Origin of the sequence: Achromobacter spanius (genome assembly GCF_029637605.1) — a bacterium.
In the GTDB taxonomy this organism is placed as follows: domain Bacteria; phylum Pseudomonadota; class Gammaproteobacteria; order Burkholderiales; family Burkholderiaceae_B; genus Achromobacter; species Achromobacter spanius_E.
In genome coordinates this window covers 2,338,515-2,359,792 of sequence record NZ_CP121261.1, presented here as the reverse complement: position 1 = coordinate 2,359,792, position 21,278 = coordinate 2,338,515, and the positions used below count along the sequence as shown (strand labels likewise).

17 protein-coding genes are annotated in these 21,278 nt (G+C 65.4%); 7 read left to right on the top strand and 10 right to left on the bottom strand.

The window, feature by feature from the left end:
* Positions 1 to 11: 11 nt before the first annotated feature.
* From P8T11_RS10335 to P8T11_RS10305, 7 genes are all read right to left on the bottom strand, one after another.
* Positions 12 to 1,328 carry an oligosaccharide flippase family protein gene (locus P8T11_RS10335; RefSeq protein ID WP_268082024.1) on the bottom strand — a complete coding sequence of 439 codons (1,317 nt, stop codon included), beginning with the start codon at positions 1,326 to 1,328 and terminating at the stop codon, positions 12 to 14.
* Positions 1,329 to 1,360: 32 nt separating this feature from the next.
* Positions 1,361 to 2,323, bottom strand: a complete 963-nt coding sequence (locus tag P8T11_RS10330) for a GDP-L-fucose synthase family protein (protein WP_268082025.1) — start codon at positions 2,321 to 2,323, stop codon at positions 1,361 to 1,363.
* Positions 2,324 to 2,329: 6 nt separating this feature from the next.
* Positions 2,330 to 3,439, bottom strand: coding sequence for a GDP-mannose 4,6-dehydratase (gmd, locus tag P8T11_RS10325; RefSeq protein ID WP_100856592.1), 1,110 nt, complete (start codon positions 3,437 to 3,439; stop codon positions 2,330 to 2,332).
* A 10-nt stretch (positions 3,440 to 3,449) separates the two neighbouring features.
* Positions 3,450 to 3,860, bottom strand: coding sequence for a VanZ family protein (locus P8T11_RS10320; protein WP_268082026.1), 411 nt, complete (start codon positions 3,858 to 3,860; stop codon positions 3,450 to 3,452).
* A complete protein-coding gene (locus tag P8T11_RS10315) occupies positions 3,847 to 5,277 on the bottom strand; it encodes a mannose-1-phosphate guanylyltransferase/mannose-6-phosphate isomerase (RefSeq protein WP_268082027.1) in 1,431 nt (476 codons plus the stop codon). The genes P8T11_RS10320 and P8T11_RS10315 overlap by 14 nt, the downstream gene beginning before the upstream one ends.
* A 5-nt stretch (positions 5,278 to 5,282) precedes the next feature.
* A complete protein-coding gene (locus P8T11_RS10310) occupies positions 5,283 to 5,699 on the bottom strand; it encodes a GDP-mannose mannosyl hydrolase (protein ID WP_259249216.1) in 417 nt (138 codons plus the stop codon).
* Positions 5,700 to 5,811: 112 nt separating this feature from the next.
* Entirely contained in the window at positions 5,812 to 7,221 is a 1,410-nt protein-coding gene (locus P8T11_RS10305) for an undecaprenyl-phosphate glucose phosphotransferase (protein WP_268082028.1), read from the bottom strand.
* 244 nt (positions 7,222 to 7,465) lie between these two features.
* Here P8T11_RS10305 and P8T11_RS10300 point away from each other — a divergent pair, with 244 nt between their 5' ends.
* The 7 genes from P8T11_RS10300 (at position 7,466) to P8T11_RS10270 (ending at position 17,179) form a co-directional block, all read left to right on the top strand.
* On the top strand, positions 7,466 to 8,602 hold the full coding sequence (locus tag P8T11_RS10300; protein ID WP_268082029.1) for a polysaccharide biosynthesis/export family protein: 1,137 nt from the start codon (positions 7,466 to 7,468) through the stop codon (positions 8,600 to 8,602).
* Positions 8,603 to 8,685: 83 nt separating this feature from the next.
* Entirely contained in the window at positions 8,686 to 10,947 is a 2,262-nt protein-coding gene (locus tag P8T11_RS10295; protein WP_268082030.1) for a GNVR domain-containing protein, read from the top strand.
* Positions 10,948 to 10,967: 20 nt separating this feature from the next.
* On the top strand, positions 10,968 to 12,371 hold the full coding sequence (locus P8T11_RS10290) for a phosphomannomutase/phosphoglucomutase (RefSeq protein WP_268082031.1): 1,404 nt from the start codon (positions 10,968 to 10,970) through the stop codon (positions 12,369 to 12,371).
* Positions 12,372 to 12,384: 13 nt separating this feature from the next.
* Positions 12,385 to 14,052: a glucose-6-phosphate isomerase gene (gene pgi, locus P8T11_RS10285; RefSeq protein WP_268082032.1), complete on the top strand. Its 1,668-nt coding sequence runs from the start codon at positions 12,385 to 12,387 to the stop codon at positions 14,050 to 14,052.
* Positions 14,053 to 14,123: 71 nt separating this feature from the next.
* Positions 14,124 to 15,191 carry a UDP-glucose 4-epimerase GalE gene (gene galE, locus P8T11_RS10280; RefSeq protein ID WP_268082033.1) on the top strand — a complete coding sequence of 356 codons (1,068 nt, stop codon included), beginning with the start codon at positions 14,124 to 14,126 and terminating at the stop codon, positions 15,189 to 15,191.
* A 148-nt stretch (positions 15,192 to 15,339) separates the two neighbouring features.
* Positions 15,340 to 16,287, top strand: a complete 948-nt coding sequence (gene epsC / locus P8T11_RS10275) for a serine O-acetyltransferase EpsC (protein ID WP_259245995.1) — start codon at positions 15,340 to 15,342, stop codon at positions 16,285 to 16,287.
* Between the two features lie 73 nt (positions 16,288 to 16,360).
* Positions 16,361 to 17,179, top strand: coding sequence for an NAD-dependent protein deacetylase (locus tag P8T11_RS10270; RefSeq protein WP_268082034.1), 819 nt, complete (start codon positions 16,361 to 16,363; stop codon positions 17,177 to 17,179).
* A gap of 138 nt (positions 17,180 to 17,317) precedes the next feature.
* Here P8T11_RS10270 and P8T11_RS10265 read toward each other — a convergent pair whose 3' ends face one another.
* The 3 genes from P8T11_RS10265 to P8T11_RS10255 all read right to left on the bottom strand — a co-directional run bounded on the left by P8T11_RS10265 (position 17,318) and on the right by P8T11_RS10255 (position 21,241).
* Positions 17,318 to 18,172 carry an inositol monophosphatase family protein gene (locus P8T11_RS10265; RefSeq protein WP_268082035.1) on the bottom strand — a complete coding sequence of 285 codons (855 nt, stop codon included), beginning with the start codon at positions 18,170 to 18,172 and terminating at the stop codon, positions 17,318 to 17,320.
* A 209-nt stretch (positions 18,173 to 18,381) separates the two neighbouring features.
* Complete coding sequence (locus P8T11_RS10260) at positions 18,382 to 19,851, bottom strand: NAD-dependent succinate-semialdehyde dehydrogenase (RefSeq protein ID WP_268082036.1); 1,470 nt, start codon at positions 19,849 to 19,851, stop codon at positions 18,382 to 18,384.
* A gap of 127 nt (positions 19,852 to 19,978) precedes the next feature.
* Positions 19,979 to 21,241, bottom strand: a complete 1,263-nt coding sequence (locus P8T11_RS10255) for a 4-aminobutyrate--2-oxoglutarate transaminase (RefSeq protein ID WP_268082037.1) — start codon at positions 21,239 to 21,241, stop codon at positions 19,979 to 19,981.
* Positions 21,242 to 21,278: the final 37 nt, after the last annotated feature.

The following is a 21,278-nucleotide window of genomic DNA, read 5'->3' as shown; positions in this document are numbered from 1 at the left end:
GCATGTTGGTGTTATCGGGTGGCCGCGGGTAACGCGCCCGGATACTCGGGGCGCGATTGACGGATAGCAAGTGCCACGCCGGCCAGCGTGATCGCCGCATAAGCCATGCGGCCCCACGCCGCCGCATGTTCGCCCGCGGCGTGCACCAACCCCGCCATGACGCACAACATCGCCAGTCCGCCCAACCCGTTCAGGATGGCGACGGCGCGGGAATTGCCCAGCCCCAACAGCGAGAAGTGGGCCGCGGCGTTCAGTGACAGCAGCCCGGAGGCCACGATCAGCAACTGGAAGGTGCCCAAGTGGCCCGCCGCCACGTTGTCACCCAGCAGCAGATTCAAGAGCGGGCGGCTGACCGCCAGCACAGCCAGCGTGGCGGTCGACGACAGCGCCAGGTTCCACAGCATCATGCGGCGGATCTCGCGTTCGGCGGCGCCCGCATAAGGGGGCGACACCGACAGACGCGTTACGCGCGGCATCGCCTTCTGGAAGATCGCGACGGCGGCGGTGTGGATGATCTGGCCCACCTGCACGCCCACGGTGTAGATCGCCAGCGCGGCCGGCCCCATCATGCTGCCCACCAGCACCCGGTCCACCGAGCCGAAGGCCAGCGCGCTCAGGCTGTTCAGCCAGGACCAGCGCGAAAACTTGAAGGCGTCCATCATGGCGCTCCGGTCGCGCACCGGCCGCACCACGATACGGCCATAGGCGCGCGAGAACACGCGCATCTTCACGCTGCCCGCGATCAACAGGCCGGCTGCCTGCGCCAGCCCGGTGTAGGTGGGCGACGCGGTGTACCAGGCCGTCGCGCAGGCCAGCGCCATGGTGCCGCTGCGGCTGAACACTTCGCACAGCGCGGTGGCGCGGAAGTCCTCGCGGCCTTTCAGACAACCCGAAAATAATTGGTCGTATTGCTGGGTCAGGTAGATGGCCAGCGCGGGCATGGCCAACAGCGTCACGGCCACGCCGCCGAACGTGGCGGCTGGCCAGGCCAGGCCCACCACCGCCCACAGCAACACGGCCGCCAGCGTGACCACGCCCAGCGCGCAGCCGATCAGCGACATGCTGACCCCCGCCGCGCGGTAGGCGCCGCCCGGTTCGTGCAGGCGTTCGGACACCAGCTTGGTGCCGGTGACCGCCGCGCCCAGATTGGCGGCGTTGCCGAACCCGGCCAGCGCGATGATCATCGAATACTGGCCAAAGCCCACCGTGCCCAACTGGCGGAACAGGATGGGCAGGGCGATCAGCGCCGCGACCGGGCCGATGCCGTATTCCACCAGCCCCCAGAACGAGGCGTTGCCGGCGATGTGTTTCCTGAGGAATCCAAACATCGGGGAACCTGTGGTTGATGCTGGCGCGGCCCTCAGGCCACGGGCAGCGCCGGTTGGGATTGATCGGCACGTTCGCGCAGAAAGTGCTGGTAGGCCAGCGCGATGCCGTCGCTCAAGGACACGGTGGGTTGCCAGCCCAGCGCCTGAACCCGCGACGAATCCATCAGCTTGCGCGGCGTGCCGTCGGGCTTGCCGGTGTCGTACACGATGCGGCCTTGGTAGCCGACCACGCGCGCCACCAGCGCCGCCAGATCCGCGATGCTGATGTCCTTGCCCGCGCCGATGTTGTAGATGCCCTCGGCGTCAGGATGTTCCATCAGCATCACGCAGCCTTTCGCCAGGTCGTCCACGTACAGGAATTCCCGCAGCGGCGTGCCCGTGCCCCAGATCGTCACGCTTTCCTGGCCGGCTTCGCGGCCTTCATGGAATTTGCGGATCAGTGCCGGCAGCACGTGGCTGCTGTGCAGGTCGTAGTTGTCGTGCGGGCCGTACAGGTTGGTGGGCATGGCGCAGATAAAGCGCGCGCCGTACTCCCGCTGGTAGGCTTCGCACAGCTTCAGGCCCGCGATCTTGGCGATGGCGTAGGGCTCGTTGGTGGCTTCCAGCGGGCCGGTCAGCAAGGCGTCTTCGCGGATGGGCTGCGGGGCTTCGCGCGGGTAGATGCAGGACGAACCCAGGAACAGCAGCTTGCGTACCCCGGCCGCATAGGCGGCGCGGATCACGTTGCACTGGATCATCAGGTTCTTGTAGAGAAAGTCGACGGGATGGTTCTGGTTGGCCAGGATGCCGCCCACCTTGGCGGCCGCCAGGTACACCACGTCGACCGGCGTGGTCGAGAAAAAACGATGCACCTGGTTCTGGTTTTCCAGGTCCAGCTCGGTCCGGCTGCGGGTCAGCACGTGCTGATAGCCACGGCGGTGCAGCTCGCGGGTGATCGCGGCGCCGACCATGCCGCGATGGCCCGCGACAAACACGCGTTGGTCCAGGTTCGTCATGGCGGGCTACTCCTTGTAGGCGTAGATTTCGTAGCCGTTCTGTTCGACCAGCGCATCGCGACGCGCATCCTTCAGGTCGGCCTCCACCATTTCCTTGACCAATTCCGCGAACGTGGTGCGCGGCGACCAGCCCAGCTTTTCGCGCGCCTTGGTGGGGTCGCCCAACAGGGTTTCCACTTCGGTCGGGCGGAAGTAGCGCGGGTCCACGCGCACGATCACCTGGCCGGGCTTTACGTCATGCACGGGCGAGAACAGCACGGTGGCCGTTTCTTCCAGCCCTTCGCCTTCCCAGGCCAGCAGAATGCCCAGCTCGCGCGCCGCCGTATTGATGAATTCGCGCACGCTGTACTGCAAGCCGGTGGCGATGACGTAGTCCTCGGGGGTGTCCTGTTGCAGCATCAGCCACTGCATTTCGACGTAGTCGCGCGCATGGCCCCAGTCGCGCAAGGCGGACAGGTTGCCCAGGTACAGGCATTCCTGCAGGCCCAGCACAATGCGCGCCAGCCCGCGCGTGATCTTGCGCGTGACGAAGGTTTCGCCGCGCTTGGGGGATTCGTGGTTGAACAGAATTCCGTTGCAGGCGTACATGCCATACGCTTCGCGGTAGTTCACGCTGATCCAATAGGCGTAGAGCTTGGCGGCGGCATAGGGGCTGCGCGGGTAGAAGGGGGTGGTTTCCTTCTGCGGCGTTTCTTGCACCAGGCCGTACAGCTCAGAGGTCGACGCCTGATAGAAGCGCGACTTGTTTTCCAGCTTCAGGATGCGGATGGCTTCCAACAGGCGCAAGGTGCCCAGGCCGTCGGCGTTGGCGGTGTACTCCGGCTCTTCAAACGAAACTCCCACATGGCTTTGGGCGGCCAGGTTATAGATTTCGTCGGGTTGCACCGATTGCACGATGCGGATCAGGCTGCAAGAGTCCGTCATGTCGCCGTGGTGCAGCACGAAGTTGCGCGGCTTGTCGTGGGGGTCCTGGTACAGATGGTCGATGCGCGCGGTGTTGAACAGCGAAGCGCGCCGCTTGATGCCGTGGACCTCATAGCCCTTGGCCAGCAGGAACTCCGCCAGATAGGCGCCGTCTTGGCCGGTAACGCCGGTAATCAGTGCCCGTTTTGGCATGGTTGTGTCCTTAAGACTTAGTGACTTCACGAAAGGAGCCGAAGGCTGTGGAACCGATGTGCAATGAGATTACTGTTGCACCCGCCGCCAAGATATCGGCCAAAAGGTCTAAGAGTTCAGCCTGTCGGTAGGGAAAAAGGGATTGGATGGTTTCGTCCACCACGCCCAGCGCGGTCACGGCCAGCAGGGCCACCAGCGCCGGGCGCCGGTTGACCGACAGGTAAATCAAGCCCGTCAGGACGGCGTAGGCCACAAGGTGCAGGCGCTTGTCGCCAAAGGCGTCGGACATGTCGGCGGCCAGGCCGGGCAGGTTGCCCACGGTGACCAGCACCAGGAAGAACAGGCCGGCCGCCGGCAGGCAGAGCCTGGCGACGCCCGGTCGCCAGAAAGGGACGGAAGACACCCCTTCAGACTCGGCCATACATGTCCTGAAAACGCACGATGTCGTCTTCACCGAGATACGCGCCGGACTGGACTTCAATGATCTCCAGCGGGATCTTCCCCGGGTTTTCCAGGCTGTGGGTTTCACCCAACGGGATGTAGGTCGACTGGTTCTCCGTCAGCAGGTACTGCTTGTCGCCGTTGTAGATGCGCGCCGTGCCCGACACCACGATCCAGTGCTCCGCGCGGTGGTGATGCATCTGCGACGACAGGCGCGCGCCGGGCTTTACCGTGATCCGCTTGACCTGGTAACGCGGGCCGTGGCCCACCGAGTCATACGAGCCCCACGGGCGCTGCACCTCGCGGTGGTGGTTCAGTTCGGAGCGGTGCTGGGTCTTGAACGTCTCCACCAGCCGCTTGACGTCCTGCGAGCGCGACTTGTGCGCCACCAGCACGGCGTCCGCCGTTTCGATCACCACAATGTCGTCCAGGCCCACCGAGGCGACCAGCCGGCTGGTGGAATGGATCAGGCAGTTGCGCGAGTCCTCCACCATCACGTCGCCCGTGGTGGAATTGCCTTCCTCGGTCTTCTGGGCGATGCCCCAGACCGCGTCCCAGGCCCCCACGTCGCTCCACGACGCCGCCAGCGGAATCACCACAGCGCTGTCGGTGCGTTCCATGATGGCGTAGTCCATCGAGTCGCTGGGGCAGGCCTCGAACGCCGGGCCGTCCAGATGGAACAGCGCGTCTTCCCCCAGGCCGTTGGCCACCGCCGCTTCCACCTGCGCCAGCATCTTCGGCGCCAGCCGGCCCATCTCGGCCAGGAACACCGACGCCTGGAAGGCGAACATGCCGCTGTTCCAGTAATAGCCGCCGTCTTCAATCAGGCGTTGCGCCACCTCGGGCGAGGGCTTTTCCACGAAGCGCAGCACCCGGCGCGCCGGGGCCATCACGCCGGGTTCGTCCGACTGGATATAGCCATAGCCGCTGAGCGGCGCGGTGGGCGTAATGCCGAAGGTGACCAGCGCGCCCTGGCGCGCCGCCTCATAGGCTTGAGCGAAGGCGGCCCGAAGCACCTCGCCGTCTTCCAGCACATGGTCGGACGGCATGATCAGCATGATGGGGTCTTCGCCGTCGCGCATGGCGAGCAGCGTGGCGGCGGCAATGGCCGGCGCGGTGTTGCGCGCAAACGGCTCCAGAATCACTTCCGCGTCATTGATGCCCAGCTCCTGCGCCTGCTCGGCGGCAATGTACTGGTGGGCGTCGTTGCAGACCAGCATCGGCTTGGCTTGCGCGCCCGCCGACGAAAGGCGCAGCAGCGTGTTTTGCAACAGGCTGCGCGAATCGGTCAAACGGATGAACTGCTTCGGCAGCAGTTCGCGCGACAGCGGCCACAGGCGCGAGCCGGAACCGCCGCAAAGGATGACTGCCCGGTAGGCGGGAGGGGGATTCGTCATGGCGCTCACTCCTTGAAGTAGGCCTGGGTGTACGGATGCACGCCGGGATCGGCGGCGATCTCTTCCGCTTGCAGCCAGCGGTAGCCGTGGTGCTGGCCGCGCGGAAGGCTTGCGGTGTCCAACGAAAGCTCGGCCTCGTAGGCGAGGACGACGTAATGGGTGGAGCGTCCCGCTTCACCCGCGAAATTGGTGCCGTAGAAGTGTTCGTACACGCCGCGTGGTGTCCAGGCATCGGGCGCGATGGCCAGGCCCAGTTCCTCACGGGCAATGCGGTCCAGCGCGGCGCGCAGGGGCTCGTTCTTGCGGATGCGTCCGCCCGGCACGAACCAGGCGCCGCGCGCGGGCGGGTTGGTGCGCAGCCCGGTCAGGTAGCGGCCGCCGGCGTCGCGCAGCAACAGGTCGATGGAGACCAGCGGCAGCATCTGCACGGCGTGGCGGAAGTCCGCGGGCGGCAATACGCCTTCCGGTGTGGCGCTGGGCACGGTGGTGGCCCCCGACGCCGGCCGCGTGCGCGTGGCGGGCCATCCCAAGGGGCTAGTAGACATTGCGGCCCGTCCATCCCGACACGGCCGTGCGGGCGATGATCAAGAGGTCCATCCGAAACGTCCAATGCTGGATGTAGTAGATATCGTGCTCGACGCGGTCGCTCATCTTGCGCAGCGTGTCCGTCTGCCCGCGAAAGCCGTTGACCTGAGCCCAGCCGGTAATGCCCGGTTTGACGCGGTGGCGCATCATGTAGCGCTGCACCAGGTCCTTGTACATTTCGTTGTGCTCTAGCGCGTGGGGACGCGGCCCCACCACCGACATGTCGCCCATCAGCACGTTCAGGAACTGCGGTAGCTCGTCCAGGCTGGTGCGGCGCAGGAAGCCGCCGATGCGGGTAATGCGGGAATCGTTGCGCGTGGCCTGCGTCACCGTGCCCCGTTCCTGGTGCACGGTCATGGTGCGAAACTTGTAGACGTGGAACACCTTGCCGTCCACGCCCAGCCGGGGCTGCGTGAAGAACACCGGCCCGCGCGAAGTCAGCTTGATGGCCAGCGCAATGGACAGCATCAAGGGCGCCAGGCCGATCAGGGCGAAGAACGCGAAGCTGCGGTCAAACACTTCCTTGGCCCAGCCGCGCACGCCGGCGGCCGGCAGGCTGTTGAGCTGGATGGCGGGCAGGCCCAGGAATTCGCCAATGCGATGGCCCAGCAACTGAATCGACATCACATCCGGAATCCAGCGGATATCCACCAGGTCGTTGCGCAGGTGATACAGCACTTCGCGTAGTTCCTGGCCCGCCTCCATCGGAAGGACGATCCAGATCTCGCGCACATTGTGTTCGCGCACGAAGGTGTGCAGGTTGTCCAGCTCGTGCAGGCGGCGGACTTGCGGCGGCAGGCTTTCGTGCGGCTCGGCGTAGATACCGGCTACTTCATAGCCCGCGCCGCGATAGCGCTCGACGCGGCGCCACAGGTCATGGCCCAGCGCGCCGAAGCCCACCAGCAGCACGTGTTTCTTGTTCAGGCCGCGATCGCGCGCGGCGCCCAGCGCGGCGTAGACCGCGATGCGTACGCCCGCCAGCGTCAGGGCGGCCATGCCGAACCAGGTACCCGCCCACATGCGCGATATCGCGGCGGTCTGATGCATGAGAAAACTGATAAGGATGCCCAGCGCGAAGACGGTCGCCCACGCGGCCAGGCTGCGCACGATCAGGTCAGTCAATAGCCGGCCGCGCCATGACACGTACAGGCGAAAGGCCGGGAACAGGGCAATCACCCCCAGGCCGCACAGATAGATCAGGAACAGATGAATCTGCGGAGGCTCCGCCATTGCATCGTCCGAGAATTTCAAGCCGGTGGCAGTCAGGCCGCAGGTGATGACGATCGCGGCGTCGAGCAGGCGGTACAGATAGCTTGCTCCGCTGAATCTTGCCGATGTGTCCGATTGGGACGGGTCCATCGCGCACTCCTGTTCGTGGGGCGTCTTCTTGCGGCGAAAGAAAAAACGATGCACTGCCGCAAAACATGTGGCTACCGACGAAATCTTATTGAGTGCGAGGCTTACTCGAAACCTCCAAACGATGTAGGAGAAGGCTTAGGGCATCCGTCGAATGTGCGGGACTTCGAAAAGAGAGTGGAATGTCGCAACCCGTTACGCATCGGGCTCCATTCCAAGCAACGAAGTCATTCACTGTGGATTTGCCATGACGACATTTATCGGAACGTTGAGCCGAGCCATCGCCGCTATCGCGCTCGTGTCCTCGCTGGGCGCTTGCGCCTTGTCCCCCGGTATGACCTTTAAAGCCGACCACCTCGTTGATCCCCTGGATCCGAATTCGGTGGCGACGATCAAGGAAATCACGCCGTCGCTGGTCGTCGACGACCTGCGCAACCGCCAGGCCTTGATCAACAACGATGGCGTCGAAAAGCTGGTGGGAACCCCCGAGCCCTACCGCATCGGGCCGGGCGACATTCTTTCGATCGTGGTGTGGGATCACCCTGAACTCGTCCTTCCGACGCAAACCTATGCCATCGGGACTGGGGTGACCGAACTAGTCATGGGGGATACCGCCTCGGGCATACCGGGGTATACCGTCTCATCCACTGGATATATCCAATTTCCCTATACGGGATTGCTGAAAGTGGCGGGGTTGACGGAACTTCAGGCGCGCAATCTCATAGTGAATAGCTCCGGCAAGTACATCCAGGATCCGCAGATCACGGTACGCGTGCTGGGCTATCGAAGCAAGCGCGTCTACGTGGAAGGCGAAGTCAAGTTCCCGGGCACGGTTGCCATCAACGACATTCCGATGACTCTGCTCGAAGCGGTCAACCGCGCGGGTGGCATGTTGCCCACCGCCGACCGCAGCGCCGTCTATGTCATTCGCGATGGCCGCCGCACTCGTGTGAACCTGCCCGCGCTGGTTGAACGCGGCCAGGACTTGAACCAGGTGATGCTGAGGTCGGGCGACATCGTGCGTGTGACGCCGCGCGACGACAGCAAGGTCTTTGTGATGGGTGAAGTGTTTGTGCCCACCACGGTCGTGATGCGCGATGGACGCATGTCGTTGACCGAGGCGCTGGGCATGGCGGGAGGCCCCAATCAGTTGACGGCCGATGCCTCGCAAGTGTTTGTGGTGCGCAGTACCGAGCAGGCGACGCCCGAGGTGTTCCACCTGAACGCCAAATCGCCGCAGGCTCTGGCAGTGGGAGCGAAGTTTGAGTTGGACCCCAAAGACGTCGTGTTCGTGGATACGGCCTCGCTGGTGCGGTGGAACCGCTTCATCAGCAACCTGTTCCCGAGCGCGCAAACGGTGCAGACCGTGAAGTCGATCGATTAAACCGCCTTTCAGGGCCAACGGGCCCTAAACAACGCCTTTTGGGGGCGCCGCATCCGCGGCGGCGCCCACGTCTGGAGAGCTGCATGTCGTTGCCCATCGAATCATTCGAGCCGAACGTCCCGGCTCGCCAGCAGGAAACCCCATTGTCCTCGCACGTGGATGCCATCATCAGCAACCGGTGGATGATCATCGCGATCACGCTGCTCGCCTTTCTGGGCGCGCTGGCCTATGTCATGGTCACCCCATCGGTGTATTCGGCCGACATCATCGTGCAGGTTGAAGAGGAAGCGCCCAACGGGCAGGCGCGCAGCCTGTTGGGCGATGTGTCTTCCATGTTCGACACCAAGGCAGAGACCTCGGGCGAAATGGAAGTGCTGCGTTCGCGCATGGTGGTAGGCCCCGCGGTCGATAAATTCCTGCTGTACATCCACGCCAAGCCGCGCTACTTCCCGGTGATCGGCGAATGGCTGGCCCAGCGCTACGAAGCCTTGCCGTATCCGTCGAGCCTGCCGCGCGGCGGCTACGCCTGGGGCGGCGAGACGATCGCGATCTCGCATCTGGACGTGCCCAACGAATGGCTGGGCAAGCCGTTCATCGTGACCACGCAAGGCGAAGGGCGCTACACGCTGACCGACAAGTTCACCGGCGCCACGTTCAGCGGCGCGGTGGGCAAGCCCGAACAGTTCCGCCTGCCAGGTGGCGGCGTGATGGACGTGCATATCGACGCGCTGACCGGCCGTCCCGGCACGCAGTTCACCATCTCGCGCAGCTCGCGCCTGGCGGCGATTGAAAACGTGCAGTCGCACATGGGCATCTTCGAGCGCGGCCGCGCGTCGGGCGTGATCGGTGTCACGCTGGAAGGCAACGACCCGGCGCTGACCACCGCCGTGCTGAACCAGATCGGCCAGGAATACGTGCAGCAGAACGTGAACCGCAAGGCGGCGCAGGCTGAGAAGTCACTGAGCTTCCTGGAACAGCAGCTGCCGCTGCTCAAGGGCGAGCTGGACGCGGCCGAAACCAAGTACAACGCCTTGCGCAACAAGCGCGGCACCATCGACCTGAGCGAAGAGGCCAAGCTGATCCTGGGACAGTCGGTTGAAGCGCAAACCCGGGTGATGGACCTGCGCGCCAAGCGCCAGGAACTGATTACGCGCTTTGCGCCCAACCATCCCAGCATCGTGTCCATCGACCGCCAGATTGCTTCGCTGTCCAGCGACGTCAATCGTATCGGCAACAACATCAAGCAGCTGCCGGACCTGGAGCAGGACGTGGTGCGCCTGGTGCGCGATGTGCGGGTCAATACCGAGCTGTACACGGGCCTCTTGAACAACGCGCAACAACTGCGCCTGATCCGTGCGGGCAAGGTGGGCAACGTGCGCATCCTGGATGCCGCGGTGCAGCCCGACCGCCCCGTGCGTCCGAAGGCAGCAATCATCATCGGCGTGGCTACCGTCATCGGCTTGATCTTCGGCATGCTGTGCGCGTTTGTGCGCAACGCATTGTTCGGCGGGCTGTCGGAGCCGGACGACGTCGAACGCTACACCGGCCTGCCGGTGCTGGCGGCCATTCCGTACAGCGACATTCAAGACAAGCTGTGGCGCCGCAGTCGGCGCAAGAACGCCACGGTGCCCGCGTTGCTGGCGCAAAGCCAGGGCAGTTCACCACCCATCGAAAGCCTGCGATCGTTCCGCAACGTGCTGCAAGCGTCGCTGCGCCAGTCGGCCAACAACATGGTGATGTTCACCGGCCCGGTGGCGGGCGTGGGCAAGTCGTTCCTGTCGGCCAACTTCGCCTTCATCCAGGGCGGCGTGGGCAAGCGCGTGCTGCTGATCGACGCCGATTTCCGCAAGGGCCAGTTGAACCGCTATTTCGGCGTGCCCAAGGAAGATGGCCTGTTCGAAGTGCTGTCGGGCACGATTCCGCTGACGCGCGTCAGAAAGCACAGCGTGTCCGAAGGCGTGGACTTCATTGCCACCGGCGCGGTCACCTTCGACCCGTCGGAACTGCTGGCCTCGCCCGTGTTTGGCGCGACCCTGCGCGAACTGTCGTCGCAGTACGACATGGTGATCCTGGACACCGCGCCCGTGCTGTCCTCGCCCGACGCGGCGGTGGTGGGCACGCATGCCGCCGCCGTCATGGTGGTGGTGCGCTCGGGCATGAACACGGTTGGCGAAATCCGCGAAACGGCCAAGCGGCTGATCCAGGCCGGCGCGCCCGTGGATGGCGTGCTGTTCAACGGCCTCAAGCTCATGCCGGAACGTTTCGGCTTCCGGTCCAAGTATGGGAATTATCGATACTCCCGTGCGGCGTATTACGGCGATTTCAAACAGAACGGTCCCAAGTAACGCCACCCGGAGAAACTGGCATGCACGGAACTTTTGGCTGGGATACCCCGCAAATTCTGGATGCGGTTTTCAAGGCTTACGACATAAGAGGAACGGTACCGGACGAGATTGACGCACGCTTTGCCCACAGCCTGGGCATGGCGGCGGGCACCCAGGCGCACGCGCAGGGGGCGCGTTCGATGGTGGTGGGTCGCGATGGCCGCCTGAGCAGCGTGGAGCTGGCGGCGGCGTTGCAGGCCGGGCTGCGTTCGGCGGGCATGCATGTCATCGACATCGGCATGGCGACCACGCCGATGGTGTATTTCGCCACGCGTCTGATGGACACGGGGGCGGGTATCGCGGTCACGGGCAGCCACAACCCGCCGTCGCACAACGGCTTCAAGATCGTGCTGGACGGCGCGTCGCTGTACGGCGACGGCATTACCGCGTTGCGCGATGCCATGCGTTTGCCGATCGAGTCGGCCAGCGTGTCGGGCGGGCGCACGCAGATGCAGATCCAACCCTGCTATGCCGCGCGCCTGGTGGGCGACATCCGCATGGCGCGTCCGATGAAGATCGCCATCGACTGCGGCAACGGCGTGGCGGGCGCGGTGGCGCCGGCCTTGTTCCGCGCGCTGGGCTGCGATGTGACCGAGCTGTTCTGCGAGGTGGACGGGTCTTTCCCCGGCCACCACCCCGATCCGGCCGACCCCCAGAACCTGCAGGACCTGATCTATTGCCTGCGCTATTCCGATTGCGAGGTCGGCCTCGCGTTCGATGGCGACGGCGACCGCCTGGGCGTGGTGTCGAAATCGGGACAGATCATCTGGCCCGATCGGCAACTGATTTTGTTCGCCCGCGACGTGCTGGCGCGCAACCCCGGCGCCGAAGTGCTCTACGACGTGAAATGCAGCCGCCACGTGGCCCGCGCCATCTTCGAGGCCGGGGGCAAACCCACCATGTGCAAGACCGGGCATTCCCTGATCAAGGCCAAGATGCGCGAGTCGGGAGCGCTACTTGCTGGAGAGATGAGCGGCCACATGTTTTTCAAAGAGCGCTGGTACGGCTTTGACGATGGCATCTACGCCGCTGCCCGGCTGCTGGAGATCCTGTCGGCGGCGCCGGACCCGTCGGGCCTGCTGGAAAGCCTGCCGCAGTCTTGCGCTACCCCCGAAATCAAGCTGGACACCGCCGAAGGCGAACAGTTCGAACTGGTGGAAATGCTGCGCCAACAAGGGGAATTCCCCAGCGCGGTGTCCATCAACGATCTGGACGGTGTGCGGGTGGACTACGTCGATGGCTTCGGCCTGGCGCGTCCATCAAACACCACGCCAACGGTGGTGATGCGTTTTGAAGGAGACACCGTGGCCGCATTGGCCCGTATCGAGGAGGATTTCCGCAACGCGTTCCGGCGCATTGCACCTCATGTTCGTTTACCGTTCTAAGGAGCATCACGCGATGGGAAAGGCCAACTATGCGATTGAGGCGTTAAGGGCGAATTCCGGCCTGGCGCAGAGCCCTGAGTGGCAGGCGTTCGCGCAGGCCGCCGAGGCCGCCGAACTTGACGCCAATACGCTGAAAGTGATCGAGGCCGCAGGCTTGTGCGTGGACCTGACCATGCAACGCCAGTCACCCGCGCTGGAAGCGGCGGCATTGAATCTGCTGCAGGCACGTGGGTTGGCGGACGCCCGCCACGCGCTGTTCGCGGGCGAGCCCGTCAACTGGACGGAAGGCCGGCCCGCCTGGCATACCGCGTTGCGGGCGGGGCGCACCCGCGAGCAGCCCGACGGCCTGGACGCGGATTCGGTCTGCGAGTATTCGCGCATGACCGACTTCGTGCGCAAGCTGGACCAGACGGCGGATTTTTCAACCGTGCTGCACATCGGCATCGGCGGCAGCGACTGGGGCCCGCGCCTGGCGGTCCAGGCGTTTGGCGGCCCGTCGCAGCGCCGCCAGATCCGTTTCGTGTCCAACATCGACGGCCACGCCTTCCATGATGCCGTGGCCGGCCTGGACCCGCGCCGCTGCCTGGTGGTGATTTCGTCCAAGTCCTTCACCACCTCTGAAACCCTGCACAACGCGCGCGCGGCCATGGCCTGGCTCAAGCAGGGCGGGGTGGCCGATGTGTCCGAGCACCTGGCGGCGGTCACCGCCAACGTGTCGGCGGCGCGCGCCCTGGGCGTGCCGGCCAGCCACACGTTCAAGATGTGCGACTGGGTGGGCGGACGCTATTCCGTCTGGTCGGTGGCCGGCCTGTCCATCGCGCTGACCGTGGGCGCCGAGGTGCTGATCGGCATGCGGGCCGGCGCCGAAGCCATGGACCAGCATTTCCAGCAGGCGCCGTTCGCCGCGAACGCACCGATCCAGCTGGCCTTGGCCGGCCTGGTCAATTGCAGCGTGCTGGGCCACAACTCCTTGAACATCGCCGCCTATAGCGCGCGTCTGCTGCATTTGGTGACCTACCTGCAGCAGTTGGAAATGGAGTCGCTGGGCAAACGGGTGGCGGGCGACGGCACGGCGGTCGGCGTGCCCACCGCGCCCATCATCTGGGGCATGCCGGGCACCGACGGCCAGCACACGTTTTTCCAGTGGCTGCATCAAAGCGAGAACGGCGCACCGGTTGATTTCATCGCCAGCCTGCAAGGCCATGCGGACAGCCCGGACGCGCACCGCCTGCTGCTGGCCAACTGCCTGGCGCAGCGTCAGGCGCTGCTGCGCGGCAAGAGCCTGGAAGAAGCCTTGCAGGACGTGGCGCATATCGACGACCAGGAACGCGCCCTGAGCCTGGCGCAGCACATGGTGCATCCGGGCGGGCGGCCGTCCACTCTGGTCGTGCTGCGCCAACTGGACCCGCGCGGCCTGGGCGCGCTGCTTGCCCTGTATGAGCACAAGGTCTTTGTGCAGAGCGTGGTGTGGGGCATCAACCCCTTCGATCAATGGGGTGTGGAACTGGGCAAGCGGCTGGCCTCGGGCATCGAGCGCGAACTGGCGGTGCCCGTGTCGGCCGGCGTGGTCGATTGGGGCCATGATGCGTCGACGTCGTACTGGATCGATCGCTACCGTGGCCACGCGCAGGCGCCGCGTCCCCGGCATGCGTGGGTGCCAGGCGTGGCGGCGCATCTGTGACGGGGGCGAGGATGCCAGACGCAGACCTGCCAGATGCGCCCATCCAAGCGCCTGGCGTACAAGCCCCGGACATGCCAGATTCAAATCTGCGCGTCCTGGTCACGGGCGGGGCAGGCTACATCGGCACGCATACCTTGATTGCGATGCTGGCGGCCGGCCAGCAGCCGCTGGTGCTGGACAACTTCAGCAACGGCAGCCGCGAGGCCGTGCGCCGCGTCGAACGCCTGTGCGGCGTGCCAATACCCCTGATTGAAGGGGATATCCGCACGCCGGGCCTGATCGAAAGCGTGCTGTCGGACGCGGCGGCACGCGGTCAGCCGGTGCGGGCCGTGCTGCATCTAGCCGGCTGCAAGGCGGTGGGGGAATCGGTGGCGGACCCGCTCAAGTACTACGACAACAACGTCGCGGGTTCGATGGTGCTGCTGCAGGCCATGCGCCAGGCGGGCGTCACTCGGCTGGTGTTCAGCTCGTCGGCCACCGTGTATGGCGAGCCGCAAACCCTGCCGTTTACCGAGGCGCATCCGCTGGCGCCGGCCAACCCCTACGGCCGCACCAAGCTGATGGTGGAAGAGATGCTGCGCGACGTCTGCACGGCTGACCCCGCCTTCAGCGCCGTCACGCTGCGCTACTTCAACCCCATCGGCGCGCACCCCAGCGGACAGATCGGCGAAAGCCCGCGCGACCTGCCCAACAACCTGTTCCCCTTCATCACCCAGGTGGCGGTGGGCCGCCAGCCGTTCCTGCGGGTGTTTGGCGACGATTACGACACCGCCGATGGCACGGGCGTGCGCGACTATCTGCACGTCATGGACCTGGCGCAAGGCCATGTGCGGGCGCTGGCGTATTGCGCGGACCACCCCGGGTTCATCGCGGTCAATCTGGGTACGGGGCGAGGCACCAGCGTGCTGGAGCTGGTGCGTGCGTTTGAACAGGCCAGCGGTTGCCGGATTCCGCTGCGCACCCTGGCTCGACGGCCTGGAGACGTGGCGCGCACCTGGGCCGACCCTTCGCTTGCCGAGTCGCTGCTGGGCTGGCGCAGCACCTACGACGTGGCCGCCATGTGCGCCGACGGCTGGCGCTGGCAGCAAGGCAATCCGCTGGGCTACGCCCCGGAAACCCCCACCCAGGCCGCCGCATAACCCCGATGCCATATCGGAGGTTTTCCGGAAACGGGGCGCTAGCGGTTACAGTTGACGGGACTATTGCGTAGCACCGTCAGCGAGGCACTTCCATGTTTGAAACCCATTCCCAGCCCGGGCTCCCCCGCAACCGCCAGGGGCAGTCCCAATGAACGGGCCCACCCATCTTCCGCCCGCCCACTGGAACCTGGACAGCATCGTGTCCGGCTTGCGCGAAGCGCGCGTCGCCTGGCGCGGCCCGCGTGGCCGCCTGCGCGAAGACGCGGGCCTGCGTGAATTCCCGTCGCAGGAAAGCCTGCGCCAGATCATCAAGGACCTCTGTGGCGCCTTGTTCCCGATGCGGCTTGGCCCCATCGATCTGCGCGAAGAAGTCGAAGATTTCTATGTGGGCCACACCATCGGCGCCGCGCTGGACGCGCTGCTGCATCAGGTCTGCCTTGAGCTGCAATATGTGGGCCGCAACGAACACGTCGACCCGGCCGAGACCCAGCGCCGCGCCATCGAGATCGTGCGCCAGTTTGGCGCCGAGCTGCCGCGCGTGCGCGCCGCCCTGGACCTGGACGTGACCGCGGCCTACCAGGGCGACCCGGCCGCGCACAGCGTGGACGAAGTGTTGCTGTGCTATCCCGGCGTGGCGGCAATGATCCATCACCGCCTGGCCAATGTGCTGTATCGGCTGAACGTGCCGATGTTGGCCCGTATCGTGGCCGAGATCGCGCATGCCGACACCGGCATCGACATCCATCCGGGCGCCACCATCGGCCGCAGCTTTTTCATCGACCACGGCACCGGTGTCGTCATCGGCGAAACGGCCATCATCGGTGACCGCGTGCGGCTCTACCAGATGGTGACGCTGGGCGCCAAACGCTTTCCGCCCGGCGAAAACGGCGAGCTTAAAAAAGGCTTGCCGCGCCATCCATTGATCGAAGACGACGTGGTGATCTACGCGGGCGCCACGATCCTGGGCCGCGTCACGATCGGCAAGGGGTCGACCATCGGCGGCAACGTCTGGCTGACGCGCAGCGTGCCCCCGGGCAGCAACGTCACGCAGGCCAGCCTGGTCAGCGACATGCCCGACTGCGGCTTGGGCGGTTGATGGCAAGCGGCCAGGGCAACCGGCCAGCATCGCCAGTGAGGATGCCCAAGGGCAGCCAGGGATAGGAGCCAGGATGGACACGCAAGTCTCGGATCTGGCCGCGTTGCGCGGCTTTGTTGACCGCCACCCGCGGCTGTTCGTGTTGACGGGGGCGGGCGTCAGCACCGATTCCGGCATCCCGGACTATCGCGACACGGAAGGCGAATGGAAACGTTCCCCGCCCATGACCCTGCAAACCTTCATGGGCACGGAACTGGCGCGCGCCCGCTACTGGGCGCGCAGCATGGTGGGCTGGCGCCGCTTTGGCCAGGTCAAGCCCAACGATTCACACCGGGCGCTGGCCCGCCTGGAATCGCGTGGGCGCCTCAGCGTGCTGGTGACGCAGAACGTAGACGGCCTGCATGCCGCCGCCGGCAGCCGCGAGGTGGTGGACTTGCACGGCCGGCTGGACGAAGTGCGCTGCATGCAATGCGACTGGCGCGGTGGCCGCCACGACTGGCAAGATCGCCTGCAACAAGCCAACCCCGCCTGGGCCTTGCTGGACGCCACCGATGCGCCGGACGGCGACGCCGACCTGGACGGCCAGGACTTTTCGCAATTCACCGTGCCGCCGTGCCCACGCTGTGGCGGCATCGTCAAACCCGATGTGGTCTTCTTCGGTGAAACCGTCCCGCGTGACCGCGTCGACCGCGCCAACGCCGGGCTGATGAGCGCCGACGCGGTGCTGGTGGTGGGTTCGTCGCTGATGGTGTATTCGGGCTACCGCTTCGTGACGGCAGCGTCGCGCAACGGCATGCCCATCGCCGCCATCAACCTGGGCCGCACCCGGGCCGACAGCCTGTTGACCCTGAAGGTGGAACAGCCTTGCGCGCTGGCGCTGGACGCGCTGTAAGCCAAGGTGTAACCGGCCGGTTTTTGACCGGTCTAAGCAAGTGCTTGCCCTGTCAGGGATTTTTCGCGCTGTTACAGACCTTTCCATAGGGTTGTCCACAGGAACTGTGGATAAATCCCTAGGGAATACCCGGGTTTTTCAGCCCTCTGCCCCTTCCAGCCCCTCGCCCAACAACGCTTTGCGCGCGGCATGCCAACTGCCGGCATCCGGCGCATACAACAACCCGCCTGTGCGATGCGTGGGCTTGTAGGGCGAGCCATCGAAGCGCGCCGCGTAGCCGCCGGCTTCGCGGTGCAGCAGCCAGCCGGCGGCGTGGTCCCAGGCGGTCAGTTGGTTGTACAGCGCAATGTGGCAATGGCCCGCCGCCAGCATGCGGTATTCGTGCGCGGCGCAGCGCAGCGACGCGGTGCTGGCCAGGCGCGACAGGTGGCTGTTGACGGTGGTGCGCAGCGGCTCGGGCACGGCGCCTGTGGAGATGAAGCCGTCCATGTCTTCCAGCGGGGCGGGGGCGGCCACGGTCAGCGGCACGCGCCGGCCGTTCTCGTATTCCATCCAGGCGCCTTCGCCGCGCACGGCCAGCGCGCTGTCGCGGCTGACGGGGTCGTAGATCACGCCGGCGATCACGTCGCCGCGGTGACAGGCCGCGATCATCATGCCGAACAAGGGCAGGCCCGCCACGTAGTTGCGGGTGCCGTCGATGGGGTCGATCAGAAAGGCCAGATCGGCGTCGACCAGCATGTTCAGCAGCGCGGGGTTGCGCGCGGAGGCTTCTTCGCCGATGAGCACGGCGCCCGGATGCAGCTTGGACAGGCGCGCGGCGATCATGCGTTCAGCCGCTTCGTCCGCATCGGTGACCAGGTCACGCGGCGAGCTCTTGCCGCGCACCGAGCCTTCGGGCAGGTTGCGAAAGCGCGGCATGACCTCTGTCAGGGCCGTTTCGGCCAGCACGGCGGCCAGCTTGCGGGTGTCCTCAAGGGAGAAGGTTTTGCTCATACGGATCCATCCAGGGAACGCGCAAATCTATCACGCCTGGGCGGCATTTGATCGCGATTCGCAAGTGACTGGATTGAAAGGACTTTTCCGGGCTATGCAGGACTTATCGGCCAGGTTGTCCACAGTTGTTGGGGATAAGCGGCGTTGAACACCGCTGTTGAACACCGCTTATCCCCGGTGCGCGGCGAGCGCCGCGCACCGCTTCGGGCTCAGGCGCCCAGGTCCACGCACAGATACTTGATTTCGAGGTATTCCTCGATACCGTACTTCGAGCCTTCACGGCCCAGGCCCGACTGCTTGACGCCGCCGAACGGGCCGACTTCGTTGGAGATCAGGCCGGTGTTGATACCGACAATGCCGTACTCCAGCGCTTCCGACACGCGCCAGATGCGGGCGTAGTCGCGGGTGAAGAAGTAGGCGGCCAGGCCGAAGATGGTGTCGTTGGCCATGCCGATGACTTCTTCTTCGGTGTCGAAGCGGAACAGCGGGGCCACCGGGCCGAAGGTTTCTTCGGTGGCAAAGCGCATCGACTGCGTCACGTCGCGCACCACGGTCGGTTCAAAGAACGTGCCGCCCAGTGCATGCGGCTTGCCGCCGGCAATAACCTTGGCGCCATGCGAGGTGGCGTCGGCGATGTGTTCCTGCACCTTTTCGATGGCGTTCTTGTCGATCAGCGGACCTTGCGTCACGCCGTCGGCAAAGCCGTCGCCGACCTTCATGGCTTCGACCTTGGCGACCAGGCGCTTGGCGATTTCCTCGTACACGCCGGCCTGCACGTAGATGCGGTTGGCGCACACGCAGGTCTGGCCGGCGTTGCGGTACTTGGAGGCCAGGATGCCGTCAACGGCGCGGTCCAGGTCGGCGTCGTCGAACACGATGAACGGCGCGTTGCCGCCCAGTTCCAGCGACAGCTTTTTGATGGTGGGGGCGCATTGCTCCATCAGCGTGCGGCCCACTTCGGTGGAACCGGTGAAGCTCAGCTTGCGCACCACATCGCTTTCGCACAGGGCGGCGCCGATATCGCGCGAGCTGCCGGTGATGACGTGGAACACGCCCGCGGGCACGCCGGCTTCTTCAGCCAGCACGGCCAGCGCCAGCGCGGTCAGCGGGGTCTGCTGGGCGGGCTTGACCACCATGGTGCAGCCGGCGGCGAGTGCCGGGCCGACCTTGCGGGTGATCATGGCGGCCGGGAAGTTCCACGGCGTGATGGCGGCGGTAACGCCGATGGGCTGCTTCAACGCCAGCAGGCGCTGGCCGGCCTTCGGGCTTTGCAGCACGTCGCCGTCGATGCGCTTGGCTTCTTCGGCAAACCATTCCAGGAACGAGGCCGCGTAGGCGATTTCGCCCGCGGCTTCGGTCACGGGCTTGCCCTGTTCGGACGTCATGATGGCGGCCAGGTCTTGCTGGTTCTGCATCATCAGTTGCGACCACTTCAGCAGGATCGCGGCGCGTTCCTTGCCGGTCTTGGCGCTCCAGGCGGGCAGCGCGGCTTGCGCGCTGGCGATGGCGTCTTCGGTTTCCTTGCGACCCAGCTTTGGCACCGACACGATGGTCTTGCCGGTGGAGGGGTTGTCTACCGGGATCGACGCGCCGTTGCCGGCGCCAACCCACTTGCCGTCGATATAGCAGGCGTCGCGCAGCAGATCCGGGCGCGACAGGGGATGAGTCAATGCGGTCATTATTGAAGTCTCCTTGATTGGGATTCAGCGGGGCCAGCAAACACTAGCGGGCGCGGCGGATAAATCCGCGACGCCCGCAATTACCGTGCCTGTGGCCCCCTGAAATAAAGGGTTCAGGCCGTGAACGTTACGCTGCCAGTGCGTCGGACAGAATCTCCAGCGCGCGGTCGAATTGCGCGTCGGGGATGGTCAGCGGGTACAGGAAACGCAGCACGTTGCCATACACGCCGCAGCTCAACAGGATAAGCCCTTGTTCCAGCGCGCGCGCTTGCACGCGCTTGACGGCTTCGGCGTCCGGCTTGCCGCTGGCGTCGTTCAGCTCCAGCGCCACCATCGAACCCAGGCCGCGCACGTCGGCAATGCCCGGCACCTTGGCGCGCAGGCCTTCCAGGTGGCCGCGCAGCTTTTCGCCCAGCACGTTGGCGCGATCGCACAGCTTTTCTTCGGCAATCACGTCCAGCACGGCGTGGGCCGCGGCAACCGCCAGCGGGTTGCCGGCGTAGGTGCCGCCCAGGCCGCCAGCGGCCGGGCCGTCCATGACGTCGGCACGGCCGACCACGCCCGAGATCGGGAAGCCGCCACCCAGGCTCTTGGCCATGGTGATCAGGTCGGCCTGCACCGAATGGTGTTCCATGGCGTACAGCTTGCCGGTACGGCCAAAGCCCGTTTGCACTTCGTCGGCGATCAGCAGGATGCCGTGCTCGTCGCAGATCTTGCGCAGCGCGCTCATCAGTTCGGGCGGGGTAATGTTGAAACCGCCTTCGCCTTGCACCGGTTCAATGATGATGGCGGCGACGCGCTTGGGGTCGATGTCGCACTTGAACAGCAGGTCCAGCGCCTTGAGCGAATCGGCCACGCTGATGGCTTGCGTGCCATTGGGGAACGGCACGTGATAGATGTCGCCGGGCATCGGGCCGAACGACAGCTTGTACGGGGCGACCTTGCCGGTCAGCGCCATGCCCAGCATGGTGCGGCCGTGGAACGAGCCCGAAAACGCGATGACGCCCGAGCGGCCGGTGGCCGAGCGCGCGATCTTGATGGCGTTTTCAACGGCTTCGACGCCGGTGGTGAAGAAGGCGGTCTTCTTCAGGCCGTCGATGGGAGCCAGGCGGTTGATGCGTTCGGCCAGCGAGATGTAGCTTTCGTACGGAACGATCTGGTAGGCCGTGTGCGTGAAGTTGTCCAACTGCGCGGCGACGGCGGCCTTGACCTTGGGGTGCAGGTGGCCCGTGTTCAACACGGCGATGCCGCCGGCGAAATCGATGTATTCCTTGCCGTTGGCGTCCCACAGGGTGGCGTTCTCGGCGCGCACCGCATAGAAGTCGCACATGACGCCAACGCCGCGCGGTGTGGCCAGGGAACGGCGGGTATTCAGGTCTTGATTCTTCATCTCAGCCTCGATGAACAGGGTGGGCGGGAAAAACCTT